The organism is Fulvivirga sediminis (assembly GCF_016757215.1).
Lineage (GTDB): Bacteria > Bacteroidota > Bacteroidia > Cytophagales > Cyclobacteriaceae > Fulvivirga > Fulvivirga sediminis.
This window is the reverse complement of sequence record NZ_JAESIY010000014.1, coordinates 19175-33691: the sequence shown is the minus strand read 5'-3', so window position 1 is coordinate 33691 and position 14517 is coordinate 19175. Positions and strand designations below refer to the sequence as shown.

Here is a 14517-nt window from a genome sequence, read left to right as displayed (position 1 = left end):
TAAATATTTTAAACTATAAGAGAATGAATTATTTTACAGACTATTAAAAAACCACCTTTCTTACGAACAAGAATAAATGAACGCAGTAGAAATAGAAGAGGCGGTATCGCTCATGGCAGAGCAGCCATTTGATCCTGTAGAGTTTCCATATCAATTTTTGGAAGCCTTTGGCAATAAGGAAACCACCATCAAGCGACTAAGGACTGGCAACAACAATAAATCAGATATTGACGGTGGGGTACTCCAGCAAAATAATATTCATATAGCTGTATGTGAGGCCGGAAAGGTATCAGACACCCTAAAGTCATTGAAAGAAAGCCCTGCAACGGCAAATGCTAAAGCCAAATTTATCCTGGCGACAGATGGGGTGGACTTCCAGGCTGAAGAACTCAGCGCTGGTGAGACTATAGTCTGTGAGTTTTCCAGATTTCACAATCATTTTGGTTTTTTCTTACCACTAGCAGGTATCAGTACTGTAAAACAGATCCGTGAAAATGCCTTTGACATCAAGGCTACCAGCCGACTCAACAAACTCTACATTGAGCTACTCAGACACAACCCCGATTGGGCTACTGCTGAGCGTAGGCACGATATGAACCACTTCTTGGCGAGGCTCATATTCTGCTTCTTTGCTGAGGATACAGACATCTTTCACGGGGACAAACTATTCACTGCTACGGTGCAGCAGATGAGTGCCAGCGATGCATCAGATACCCATGAGATCATCAGTGAGGTCTTTCGGGCCATGGACATCAAAATGGCTGACAGGCAAGCAGAAGCTGTAAAAAACTGGGCAAATACCTTCCCTTATGTCAATGGTGAACTCTTCAGCGGTTCTACGGAGGTACCATGCTTTACTAAGATTGCGAGATCCTACCTGATCCATGTGGGAAACCTGGATTGGAAAAAGATCAATCCCGACATTTTTGGATCTATGATACAGGCTGTGGCAGATGAGGACGAACGAGGTGCCCTAGGCATGCACTATACCTCTGTACCCAATATACTCAAGGTGCTCAACCCACTCTTCCTCGATGAGCTACGGGCAGAACTTGACGGAGCTGGAAAACACAAAGACAAATTGATCGCACTCAGAGACCGTATTTCTCGCATACGGGTATTTGACCCAGCTTGTGGCTCAGGTAACTTCCTTGTGATCGCTTACAAGGAACTGAGAAAGATTGAGCACGAAATCAACGAACGACTGGGTGAGGCTGACCGAGTGACGGAGATACCACTCACGAACTACCGAGGCATAGAACTGCGAGACTTCTCTGCGGAGATCGCCCGATTAGCCTTGATTATAGCAGAATACCAGTGCGATGTGGTTTATAGAGGACAGCAGCTTGCACTAGCCGAGTTCCTTCCATTAGATGTGAAAAACTGGATCTATAAAGGAAATGCCCTTAGAGTAGAATGGCTTTCTATATGCCCACCTACAGGAACTGGTGTAAAGCATTTTCAAGAAAATTTGTTTAGCCTCACAGATCAGGCAGAAATGGACTATAAAAATGAAGGAGGTGAAACCTATATCTGTGGAAATCCACCTTACTTAGGGAGTCAATGGCAATCAAATGAGCAAAAGGCTGACCTGGAAGCGATATTCAAAGGCAAAACCACCTCATGGAAATCACTGGACTATGTAGCTGGCTGGTTTATGAAAGCGGCAGAATATGGCCGACATACCAATGCAGCTTCTGCTTTCGTATCAACCAACTCCATTTGTCAAGGACGACAAGTCGCAACACTTTGGCCTTTAATTTTTAGAACCGGTAATGAAATACAATTTGCACATACAAATTTTAAATGGACGAATCTGGCAAGTCATAATGCTGCTGTTATAGTAAATGTAATTGGTATTTCGCGCAATCGGGATAAGTCAAAAAAACTGTATGGTTTAGACCGCCACGGCAACACAATGCTTAAGGAGTGTAATCATATTAATGCATACCTCACACCTGCTGATGAAGTTATTGTTCAGCCTACATCTAAACCCATATTTAGTTTGCCTGAGATGAATTTTGGAAACATGCCAAATGATAGTGGACATTTACTTATGACCAAATCAGAAGCAAGTGAAGCACTTAAAGATTATAATGTTCCTGTAAAATTTATAAGACCATTATACGGATCTCAAGAGTTCATAAGAGGAATATCAAGATATTGTATTTGGGTTCACGAAAGTGAAAATGACGATGCATCTGAGAGTTTATGGTTACTAAATCGTTTCGAACTAAACAGGAAATCTCGTTTAGAAAGTCAAAGAAAAACGACTAAATCATTAGCAAAATATCCTTACAGATTCGGAGAAGTGCGCCAATTAGGTAGTGAAACGGTAATTATTATCCCTAAGGTTTCTTCTGAGAACAGAGATTATATACCTGTTGGTCTTTTACCTCAAGGATCAATCATTACAGACCTATCTTTTGGGATTTTTAATCCTGAGCTCTGGAACCTATCTCTCATCGCTTCTAAACTACATCTTGTGTGGATAACCACAGTATGTGGTAAAATGAAGACAGATTTAAGATATTCTAACACCATGGGCTGGAATACCTTTCCAGTTCCTACTCTCACAGAGAAGAATAGAGCAGACCTGACCCGTTGCGCTGAGGAGATCCTCATCGCCCGAGAGCGGCACTTTCCTGCCACCATCGCAGACCTGTACGATCCGGACAAGATGCCAGCGGACCTCCGCCAGGCCCATGAACGTAATGATGAAGTGCTAGAGCGTATTTACATTGGTAGACGTTTTAAAAACGATACTGAGCGCTTGGAAAAACTTTTTGAACTATACACCCAAATGACCGCTAATAATAAAACCGCATGAGTAAAAACCACATACCCTCTGTAACTGTCAACTACAAACAAACCGGAGGCTCCACCACCTCCAATGAGCTAGGCATGCGTGCCATGCAGGAACAGGCTTATGAGAAGCGTGGAGAGCAGTACTTACTCATCAAGTCGCCACCAGCCTCTGGTAAAAGCCGTGCACTAATGTTCATCGCACTGGATAAGCTTAATAAGCAAGGAGTGAAGAAGGCCATCGTTGCAGTACCAGAGAAGTCCATTGGTTCCAGCTTTGCTAATGAGCCTTTGACGAAGTTTGGTTTTTACTATGATTGGGAGATGGCTCCTAAGTGGAACCTCTGTAACTCACCAGGAGAGGACGGCAGCAAGGTCAATTCGGTCAATTCTTTTTTGAATAGCGAAGACCAAATATTGGTATGTACACATGCCACGTTTCGCTTTGCGGTAGAGCGTTTTGGTGTAGAAGCATTTGACGACTGCCTCATTGCCATCGATGAGTTTCACCACGTGAGTGCCGATGAAGATAATGTGCTTGGCATGCAGCTTAAACAATTTGTGGCTCGCGACAAGGTGCACATTGTAGCGATGACGGGCTCTTACTTCCGTGGTGATGCCAATCCGGTACTGATGCCAGAGGATGAAGCGAAGTTTGAATCTGTAACCTACACCTATTATGATCAGCTCAATGGCTATGAGTACCTCAAGACACTCAATATCGGCTACTACTTCTACAGTGGTGCCTATGCAGAGGACATCATGCAGGTGCTCAACCCTGAAGAAAAGACCATCATCCACATCCCCAATGTCAACTCACGCGAGAGCATGGGCGACAAGATCAAGGAAGTAAACCACATCATGCATGAGCTAGGTGAATGGCAAGGGGTAGATGCACAAACAGGTTTTCATTTGATTAAAACTCCGGCAGGAAAGATTTTGAAAGTTGCCGATCTGGTAGATGATGATGCCAGTAAGCGAAACAAAGTATCAGCCGCATTAAAACTACCAGAAGCGAAAAAGAACAGAGACCATGTGGACATTATAATAGCCCTGGGCATGGCAAAGGAAGGTTTTGACTGGATCTGGTGCGAGCATGCACTTACCGTTGGATATCGCTCCAGTTTGACAGAAATCGTACAGATAATCGGTCGTGCAACTCGTGATGCACCTAATAAAACCAATGCACGTTTTACCAACCTGATTGCTGAGCCAGATGCTACGGAGGAAACCGTGACCGACGCGGTGAATGATACCTTAAAGGCCATCTCTGCGAGTTTGCTAATGGAGCAAGTCTTAGCACCTAAATTTAATTTTGTGCCTAAGCACAAAGATTCGAAACCAGATGCCAACTACGACTATGGAGTAGATGGTTACGATCCGGATCGTTGCAACATTGGAGTTAATCAAGAAACCGGCCAATATCAAATAGAGATCAAAGGTCTGACCGAGCCTAAAAGTGAGGATGCACAGCGTATTTGCAAAGAAGATCTTAATGAGGTAATAGCAGCCTTTGCCCAAGATAAGCAAGCCCTGGAGCGAGGTTTGTTTGACGAAGAAACTGTTCCCCAAGAGCTTACTCAGGTGCGCATGGGCAAGATAATCAAAGATAAATATCCTGAGCTGGACGCAGAAGATCAAGAGGCCGTGCGTCAGCATGCCATTGCTGCACTTAACCTCACACAGCAAGCCAAAAAGGTGCTGAACAATGATCCTGAAATGGAGGCCAAAGGTAATACAGCATTGATCGATGGGGTGCGCAAATTTGCCATGGATGTGAGGGAGTTGGATGTAGACTGGATCGACAGTATCAATCCATTCAGCGAGGCGTATTCCATACTTTCCAAAGCCATGAACGAGCAAAGTCTCAAAGCCATGGCACAAGTAATTGCAGGTAGGAAACCAAACCTTTCTTTGGATGAAGCGCGTGAATTGGCTAAAAGAGCTTTGAAGTTCAAGAAGGAGAGAGGAAGACTACCGGATATCAAAGCTGCTGACCCCTGGGAGCAACGAATGGCCGAAGGAATTGCATATTTAACTAGACTAAAATCAGAGCAAGCAAATGGCTAAGGAAAAGAAGTTAACAGAAGAAGATGATGCTTTATTGGCTGAGCTCGGTATAGAGGTTGAAGCCAAGAAGGTTGTCAAACATACACCACCTGAGGAGCGCATCATTGCAGGTTTTGAGGAGATTCAGCAGTTTGTAGAAGAGAATAAACGTCTTCCACAACATGGAGAGGACAAAGATATTTTCGAGCGGCTTTACGCGGTAAGACTAGATCAAATCCGAAAGAAAGAAGAATGCAGGATTCTAGTCAAAGACATTGATCATCAAAATTTGCTAGACGACTCAACCCTCGTAGAGGAAGAGGTATTGGATGATCTGGACGATGATGAATTATTGGCTCAGTTAGGAGTGGATGGTCAAGAGGAGAACTCGATTACCAATCTAAGACACGTAAAAACCCGTGCAGAAAAGCGTGCTGCTGAAGAAATCGCCAATCGTGAAGTATGCGAAGATTTTGAGCAGTTTAAGCCTTTGTTTGAAGCAGTTAAAAAGGACATTGATAATGGATTGAGAACAACTATCCGATTTAGAAAAGATGCAGGATTTACTAAGACAGATCTTAAAGAAACTCAGTGGATCATAGTCGGTGGACAAATGGCATATATAGCTGAAATCGGTGACACTTTCAAGGCACCCAATGGTGAAGAAGATTCGCGTTTGAGAGTGATATATGCAAATGGTACTGAGAGTAACATACTTCTAAGATCGCTCATTAGAGCTATGTATAAAGATGAAACAAGTAGATTCATCACTCCAGCAGATTCGGGCCCACTATTTAACGGTGAAAGCAGTGCAGACGATCAAGAAAGCGGAACAATCTACGTTTTGAGAAGCAAATCTGATCATCCAACCATAAAAGAGAGTCGTGAAATAGTTCATAAAATAGGTGTAACAGGAGGAGCCGTCGAAAAGCGAATTATTAACGCTAAGAATGATCCGACATTCCTCATGGCTGATGTCGAGATTGTAGCTACTTATAAGCTTGCCAACATCAATCGAGTGAAATTAGAGGCCGTGATTCACAGGTTTTTCAGCCCTGCCAGATTAGACATTGAGATCATGGATCGTTTTGGGAAACCAGTCAAGGCTAGAGAATGGTTTCTGGTTCCAATATTCGTTATAGATGAAATGGTTGAGAAGATCAAAGAGGGAAGTCTTAGTCATTATTATTATGACCCTAAAAAGGCGGAATTGGGGAAGCATAAGTCTAAAAAAGGGAGCTAGGCTATGAGTACAGTTGGAGATATTAGGTTACTTTCTTGGGTCGTGGACAAGCTCCATGAACACAAACGAAAGAATAAAGAGCAAACCAATGAAGCAATCGCATCTATTCATGCAGCATGGAGTGCAACATACAATTACCTTAGAAATGAAGACGGTAAGTATATTCCTAATGAAAAACTCTCTAATCTTTGGAACGAGGCAGCTCGATGCACTCGGTTGATTAATGCCGGTTTAGCAAGTCAGTTGCAAGACAAATCAAGGTTTTGGATTCATCCAGAACTTCCCAGACAGAATAGAATACTTAAACTGACCGAAATAATGGATGAGGTTGAAAGGTTGAATAAAAAATTCATCAAGAAAAATTAAAAATATTAATTAGAACCTTTAATTTATTAAATACTCTCTTGATAGAAATTGTTGATGATATCGAAAAAGAATTAAGTTCTGCGCTTGTAAATGCTGTGGAAATTTGGACAGCTGTTGCAATGATGAACAATGGAGGTTTTAAACATTTTAAGAATCTTCCTACAGAAGTGGTACAACATCATTTAGTAGGAATAGATCTACCAACTCCTCCAAAAATACTTGAAAAGTTAAGATCTCTCTGTTCTAATAATTTTAATGCTAAAGTTCGTGAAGCAGAATATTGCTTTCATCCTAAAACGTATATAATTAAGCACAAGGATGGATCTCTTATTGCATTTGTTGGGTCCTCAAATGCAACGACTGGAGGTTTGATAAATAATGTTGAATTAAACATTAAGATTACTACTGAGAAAACTTGTAAAGAACTGATTGGGTGGTACTGGAATATGGATAGCCAAGCAGTTCTAATCACTCAGGAATTAATTAACGAACACAGGAAGAGATTCAAAAGAATCAAAGAACTTCAAAAGGCAATTGACAATGAAGTTGATGAGATCAAAGTCACTGTAACAAGAAATAACGGTCAATTTTTCACATTGGATCACCATACTATTTTCAGCCCTGAATATAGAACGAGAAATAGTGTAGAATTAAAAAAACTAAGAAGTAATACAAGAAGAAGACTAATTGATCTACATAATAGAATATACCATCAATTCGCTAATTATGGTTTGGAGGAACTCTATCAGAATTCTAGAAAACAAGATAGAACCTCGAGAGCTAGTATTAACCGATTTAGTGGAATGACAATACAATCAATTTGGTTGCATTATGGTAAATCTAAAGATCAGTTAGGAGGGTATGACAAAGAGAACGCATCATTTGTAAACCATATTAGGTTACAGGTAATCATTCATGAAAAAAATGTTGGAGTTTGGCTGGTTTTAGGACAACCCAATGGTAGCTCTATAGATCGCTCTGCATTTAGAAGAAGAATGCAAAATAAAAACTTGAAGCAACGTTTGTTCGATTCTTTAATGGAGATAAAAAATGACTACTGGATAAGCGCTGCAAAAAACATTAATTTGAGGGATATAAGTCAATTAGAGGATATCGATGAGATTTTAACCGCAGAGAAAGACTATGAATATTTTATTATCGGTCGTGATTATTATTATTTAGATGAACAAATATCAGATGTCAATATAGAATCCACTGTTTTGAATGAATTTGTAAAACTCTACCCTATATACGAATTAATGAATGCTGAAATCGATTTATTTTAAACTTTCGGCTTATGAATTACCTAAATCTTGATCTTCGTTGCGGCCATGCTCGGCATGGTGGTAGAATTACTCTCAGTATAAGAAGGTCACTAATCCGCATCGAACTTTAAAAGTCTCACCAAACGCTGCAGGTGATGCATTATGAGTTTTAGAGCAAAATAGTTAGATTGGGCTCCATAAAATGTATAAGGTGTCTCCTTATACGGATGTTGGCGCATAAAAAATGAAATTGAACCTATTCATATTAATTGTCTCATTTATGTATTTACTCTTTGTGACAATTGGAATATTTAATGGCTGCTTATCTTTTGGGCATGGGCTTGGAGACTTGGGAATGATATTGATACTGGTACTCTTGAATTTAACTTTACTAACGTCATACATCATTGCAAAACGTAATCCCAATTGGATAAAAATATTAACTGTTTTTAATGGTCTAACTGCTGTCCTTTCAATAACATACTTTATGCTAAGTCTGACAATATGGAGAGGAGTAGAATTGCCATGGAATGGAAGTCTATTTGTCTGTTAACTTCGTGGCTGCTGGTATAACTACCACTGCTCTTTATATAGGCTGAGCAAGCTATTCGTATGAGATTCGAAGTCTCACCAAACGCTAGATTCAAGAGTAAAAAGCACGAACGAGATTTTCAAGCATTTGGAGGAACTGAACACATACAAGACCAACTATCGACTTCAAATTGCTTCCTTCATAATTGCGGTTTTAGCATTCATTTTCACCTTTGATAAAGCAAAATCCATGGTCTCAAGCATATTAGAGTACTTAACAAAACTCTAGTAATGCAAATACCATACATTAACATCCATAAGCTAACAGAGCTATTTGCAGAGGCTGTTGTGATGAGCTATTTTTATTAAAATTTGAAAAGTCCAGCTTACGGATGATAGTTGGGTCTTAAAAGTCTCACGAAACGCTGGTTTACCAAACCAATCAATTCCACCATTCTGATACTGCATAAAAGAGGTGAGTAAATATTAATAACCAATATTATTTCCAAAAAGGAATTCAGAATGACATTTAAAAACCTAAGCTGTCAGTGTTTATGGAAGTGAGCAATCCCAATTCTATACAGGTAATAGATAGAACTTCGGTATGATTCATTCACTCTATGCGAGTTCCGAGCATGGGCACTTATCGTTAGGTCAAGATCCAAATGTATACATTTGTGCATCTTGCTGTGGCCATCCCAACAGGCCACTCACTTAAAAGGGAAGGGTATATCTATTTCATAGAAATATAGTTTACCACCAGCACCAGAGAATCAGTCGTCACTTCTTAAATGCCTGTTCATAATTAATGTACAAAGTTTGTCAAGGGCAGTAGGGAAGGGCTGAGTAGGGCACTGTTTATATACCCTTTACAGGCTTTGTATTGTGATATATTTTTGCGGTTAGAAATGTGAGCAGGTGCCAAATTACTGTATAGAAACTTAGCGGAAAAAACAAGGGTATTGACTTACCCAGGGGAGTGTGAGGGTAAGTTAAAAGGCTTGTTGTGCGAGGTTGAATGGGGCGATTGCAAGAACGAAAAGAGCCTTATTCAGCCCGTAGTTTTAATGAAAATGGTGGGGTAATAATAAGGTTAAGCCAGAATGTAATGAGGCCTATGCAGTAGGGCATTCTGGTTTAATCTTATTGTGCGTTTTGAGAAGGTGGTGAACGAAGTGTCGTGGGTTTGAGAAAAGGGGGATAAAATTAGTCCTAAACGAAAAAGATGTCTTTCCGCTGAGTATACTGCATTATGATGACTAATTGATATAAAATAATTCGGGCCCTACCTAAATAATGAAGAAGCAAAAAGTGCAGTAAATAAATCTCTGAGAGTTATAAGGTGAAACGGGATATTAGGGGGATATTTTTATTGCAGTCAGAATTAGGCAGAGATGAATTCCGCAGTTATAAATGTGCCTTTCTTGATAATGAGTAAAATGATCTTAATTCATTGAATTTCAGCTTTTTAAATTAATTAGTTGGATGTGAGAAGATGGTTATCGGCTTCATTCCTATCTTGAATAAGGACAAAATTACTTAATAATGTAATAAATTATTAATCTCTTTTAACAGTGGTTACCTATTTAGTACTTTCAGAATTTATATTGAATCCAATATAAAATGTAACATAAAAGGAATTTTTTTTGGTTATATTTTATTTGTAGCACGATTTAATCATATCTCTATTGATGTAATATTTAAATAGTTCATTGATTATCTCTTTCAGTTATAAATGAGGTTTTGTTGTTTATTTTTGCTTTTATGAAAAAACTCTTCTTTAAGGGTAGGTCTATTCTTTCTATAAATCTAGCTTTCTTAATTTTTTCTTTCTTTCTACTGAATCTATCTGTTTCCACGCATGTGAGTGCCCAGGATTCTTATGCGCAGGGGCAGTATAGGATTAAGCTGGAAGTAATAGAGCTCTGTGGCTATGGAGGCTCAGATTCAGATGGTACCCAAGATTATAGATGGCATGTGGGTACAGGTCCAGAGAGAGATTCTTATGATGGGGTGGTGCAAAGAGGTGCCTTTAATGGCGCTTTAGATGCTATTTTGTTTAAAGGGATGGATTTTATAGGTATTGATGATTTTCCCACTGGAGGATGTATAACGGAGGCGGATAATTATGATTCTCATAGGGTTGGAGCATTACTTCCATATGTGGTATATGATAGTTTGATTGATTATAGGCCTGACTTGATACTGGACTTTCATTTAGTCATCAGAGCTTATGAGAAGGATTGCATGGGCAATGACCATTATGATATGGATTGCAGTAGAGGGACTGAAGATGATGATTTTAGGTGGGTTGTAAAACCAATTAGCTTTACTATTGATGAAGAGATAGGATCAGGTATAATTAATGTGACTAAAGAGGATTTTGACACTAAATATAGTGCAAAGATTCGCTATACCATCACCCCTCCTGTAATGCACGCTCCTCAATTTGCATATGAGGGGGAATATGATAAAGATAATCCTACAGCATCAGGGACTCAAGTAGTATGTGGTAGCGATAGAGAATCTGATTACAATTATTATATTTTTTGGAAGCCTGGTAATTATCCAATTAAAGAAGATAGGATAGAGAAGTTAGAGTGGTATGAAAAATCTACGATTCCAGGTGAGGGGGCATATAAGTTGATTGCAACCACTACTAAAAATTCACCGCATGGTCTTTATGCCATTAAATTACCAACCCCTGAAGTACGTGAGAATGTCACTAAGTATTATTCGGTAAAAATATATTATAAAGACAATGTTACTAATCTTGATTATAGCCCTAACAGCTTACCTGTAGATATTTTCCCACCACCACCCCCAATTATTGGTTTGCCGCAAGAAGTAGATGGCATACTTAATAAGGACGAAGAGCCTTTGTATTCTAATGAGTATTTTGATATCCAACATGTACTTTGTAAAGGAGATAACACAGGCTACATATCCATTAAAAGAGTGGATGATGATAGGGAATTATATATCACTGTGGACAGTGACCAAGGAGGAAATGATGATCCGGTAGGGGGAATTAGTGAGAGTAATCCTGTGATAATTTCTGATTTAGTTGCAGGCAGCTATCTTTTGACCATTGAAGTAAAGGATGAGGATAGTGGTACTGAATGTTATTCAACGGCTAATATAGTGATAAAGCAGCCCTCTTCATTACCTACAGCCACAGCTGAAACCTATAAATATGTGGGAGGGGCAGAAGTTTCTTGTTATGAGTCGGAAGATGGTATTATAACCTTATCAGGTGAGGGGGGCACCAGTCCTTACGAATTTCATCTAAGCTCAAACGAAGGATTTTCTGAATATAGGGATGATTCTGTTTATACCTCATTACCTCCTGTAAATGGAAGCGGTGATGATATTGTGTATACTTTTGATATTACTGACCGTTATGACTGTGCTTATGAGGGAACAGAAGATATTATTCTTAGTCGCCCTGATCCATTAAAATTTGTACAGGTGGTTCCTGCAAATGAATATCATAACCCCAACGATAATAGCGAGTACTATAATATAAGCTGCTTTGGGGGTGCAGATACTGTTAACTTCACATTAAGTGGAGGAGCCACACCTTACCAGTTATACATAGGGGCAGACTTGATGGCTAGTACGCAAGGCGTGTCACAAGAAACTTTTATAGGGAATTTATATGGAGATACTACTTATGAGGTGTTAATGAGAGATCCGAATGGATGTGAGTTGACCACCACAGCCTCTCTAACTCAGCCTAATGAAATAATTCTGGATGCTAGAAATATATTACCTGCCAGCTGTTATGGTAGCGCTACTGCTAGTGTAGGCTTGCTGGCTAAGGAAGGATTGCCATATCAAGGGCAAAGTTACTATTATACCCTAACACATTTAGAGGTCCCTCCAGATCTCGAGTTTCCATTTGATGAGCAACGAGCAACGGAAAGTCCTGTAGATAGTGCTGTTTTTGAACAATTGATATCGGGATACTATCAAGTGAAAATGGAAGATTATTATGGATGCCAGGGATTTGATACCGTCTTTATGCCACAACCTGATAGGCTAAATACCTTATTGTCATCCACATCACTTATCTGCAAAGGAGATGAAGATGGTTCAGTAACCGCGACAATTGAGGGAGGAACCGCCCCATACTATTTAACGTGGCAGGATCAATATAAACAAACTTTACATGAAGATACCATGGCAGTTTCAGCGTCAGTTGATATGCAGAGTCTGAATGCCGGGCTTTATTATTTGCTAGTGAAGGATGATAATGGGTGCTCATACCCTCGCTCAGGTTCTCCTTTTAGTATCGACGAGCCCGCCATGGATTTTGATTTGTCTTATAATCAGCTGCAGCAGGCTACATGTTTTGGTTCAGCTGACGGCTCTATTACTTTACAAGCTTCAGGCGGATGGAGGAATGCGGCATATAAATATGGATTGACTAAGGTTGACATGCAATATGAGAATAGAGTATTCAGTCAATTGGAGGCTGGCGATTATCTATTTTATGCAGAAGATGCCAGAGGATGTGTAGATAGTTTGACCATCCAAATAGAAGATCCAGATGAATTGAGTGTACGATTAGCCTCGTTGAATAATGTGCTGTGCAGCGGAGCTGCAGAAGGAAGTTTTACATTGGAAGCACAAGGCGGTGTACCTCCATATCAATACTCTATTGATCAAGGGAGAACTTGGTTAGAAGAAGGTGTTTTTACTGATTTGGCAGCAGGTGATTATGAAGTGATTGTATCAGATAGTTATGGAAATTGCCCTCTTACTAAGCAGGTGCATATCTATAGCCCTGCCTCTTTAACCATACTTCCTTTAGCAATAACGTCAACTGAATGTTTGGAAGAAGATGGAACAGTAAGGGTTGATGTAAGTGGAGGAGTTCCTCCCTATGTTTATAGTTGGAAGAAAGGGGACGGGATAGAAATTAGTAATGATCGTGATTTATTAAATGCAGAAGCAGGTAGATATCAACTCAGTATAACAGATAATAATGGTTGCACTAAGCAAGAATATTTTGGGATAGCCAATACTAATGCTCCAGAGCCAGTGGCTATAAATGTAGATCATGTTACATGTTATGGTCTTTCTGATGGTGTTATTGCACTTGAATTGCAGTCTGGAAATATAGCTACCTGGCCTGATGGAACTCAAGGTATTAGAAAGGAGAATTTACCCGAAGGCTCATACCTTATCCAGATAGAAAATACAGAGGGGTGTATCAATTTTATTGAGGTGGACATATCAGCACCTAAGCCCTTTGAACTTCTGGTCGATAAAAGAGAGCCTTCTTGCTATGATGGTTGTGACGGAAGTTTAGAGGTTTCATTACAAGGAGGTACACCTCCATATGAATTTACATGGTCAGGAGGTGTTTCTGGTTCAGGTCTTTATAACTTGTGTGCAGGGGTTTATCAATTAGATGTAGTGGATGCTAATGGGTGTACTTTTTCTGAAGTGATAACCCTGGAGCAACCTATACCTATTTCCCCAGACTTAGGTGGAGGTAGTACGGTATGTGAAGGTCAAACTGTGTTCTTAGATGCGGGCTACCCTGGTAGCGATTATAGCTGGATATTTGAAGGCGAACAAATAGGTATATCGCAGACTTTATTGGCAGATATGCCAGGAAGGTATGAAGTATTAGTTACCGATATGAATGGCTGTACCGGCACTGCTGAATATGAATTGGAAATCAGTAATGAAGTACTATCCGCAGAATATTTAGTCTTAAGTGAGGCTGTAGCTGGAGATACGGTAGTGTTAGTCAATGTTTCTTACCCTGAACCTACCACATCTGAGTGGCAAATACCAGAAGAAGTTATCTCTATGGAGAAATATGGTTATCATCAGCAAGTGATATTTCCTGAGCCGGGTACCTATACCATCACCTTAAATACTCAATTGGGAGGATGTGAAGCATCTATGAGTAAAGAAATTATAGTTACAGGAGCCAGCGGAGAAACATCAAAAGAAGAATTTGGAAAAAATGATGATTCGATTAAGTCATTTACAGTTTATCCTAATCCAAATAGCGGAAAGTTTACGGCTAACGTGATGCTTACAGAAGTTCAACCTATAAAACTTCAGTTTTTAAGGTTACAAGGTCAGGGGGAGATCGCTATTGAAGAAAGAGATGGAGCAAAAGAATATGACGTGCCATTTGAATTTGATGATTTGAAGCCAGGTGTATACTTTCTAATATTACAATCAAAAGATATAACAAAAACCCTAAAAATTATTATAGAATAGATGTTT

6 protein-coding genes are annotated in these 14517 nt (G+C 39.7%); all 6 read left to right on the top strand.

Translation table 11 applies throughout. The features are described from left to right. Positions 1–76: 76 nt before the first annotated feature. The 6 genes from JL102_RS20675 (at position 77) to JL102_RS20650 (ending at position 14511) form a co-directional block, all read left to right on the top strand. The gene (locus tag JL102_RS20675) at positions 77–2830 is read left to right on the top strand and encodes a class I SAM-dependent DNA methyltransferase (protein ID WP_202246376.1); all 2754 of its coding nucleotides are present in this window, start codon (positions 77–79) and stop codon (positions 2828–2830) included. Further along, entirely contained in the window at positions 2827–4875 is a 2049-nt protein-coding gene (locus tag JL102_RS20670) for a DEAD/DEAH box helicase (protein WP_202246375.1), read from the top strand. The genes JL102_RS20675 and JL102_RS20670 overlap by 4 nt, the downstream gene beginning before the upstream one ends. Then, positions 4868–6097 (top strand): GIY-YIG nuclease family protein, encoded by a 1230-nt coding sequence (locus JL102_RS20665; RefSeq protein ID WP_202246374.1) that lies wholly within the window; start codon positions 4868–4870, stop codon positions 6095–6097. Before JL102_RS20670 ends, JL102_RS20665 begins: the two co-directional genes overlap by 8 nt. 3 nt (positions 6098–6100) lie before the next feature. Continuing rightward, the gene (locus tag JL102_RS20660; protein ID WP_202246373.1) at positions 6101–6463 is read left to right on the top strand and encodes a hypothetical protein; all 363 of its coding nucleotides are present in this window, start codon (positions 6101–6103) and stop codon (positions 6461–6463) included. A gap of 38 nt (positions 6464–6501) precedes the next feature. After that, the gene (locus tag JL102_RS20655; protein ID WP_202246372.1) at positions 6502–7749 is read left to right on the top strand and encodes a phospholipase D-like domain-containing protein; all 1248 of its coding nucleotides are present in this window, start codon (positions 6502–6504) and stop codon (positions 7747–7749) included. 2274 nt (positions 7750–10023) lie between these two features. Then, positions 10024–14511: a T9SS type A sorting domain-containing protein gene (locus JL102_RS20650; RefSeq protein ID WP_202246371.1), complete on the top strand. Its 4488-nt coding sequence runs from the start codon at positions 10024–10026 to the stop codon at positions 14509–14511. Positions 14512–14517 lie beyond the last annotated feature (6 nt).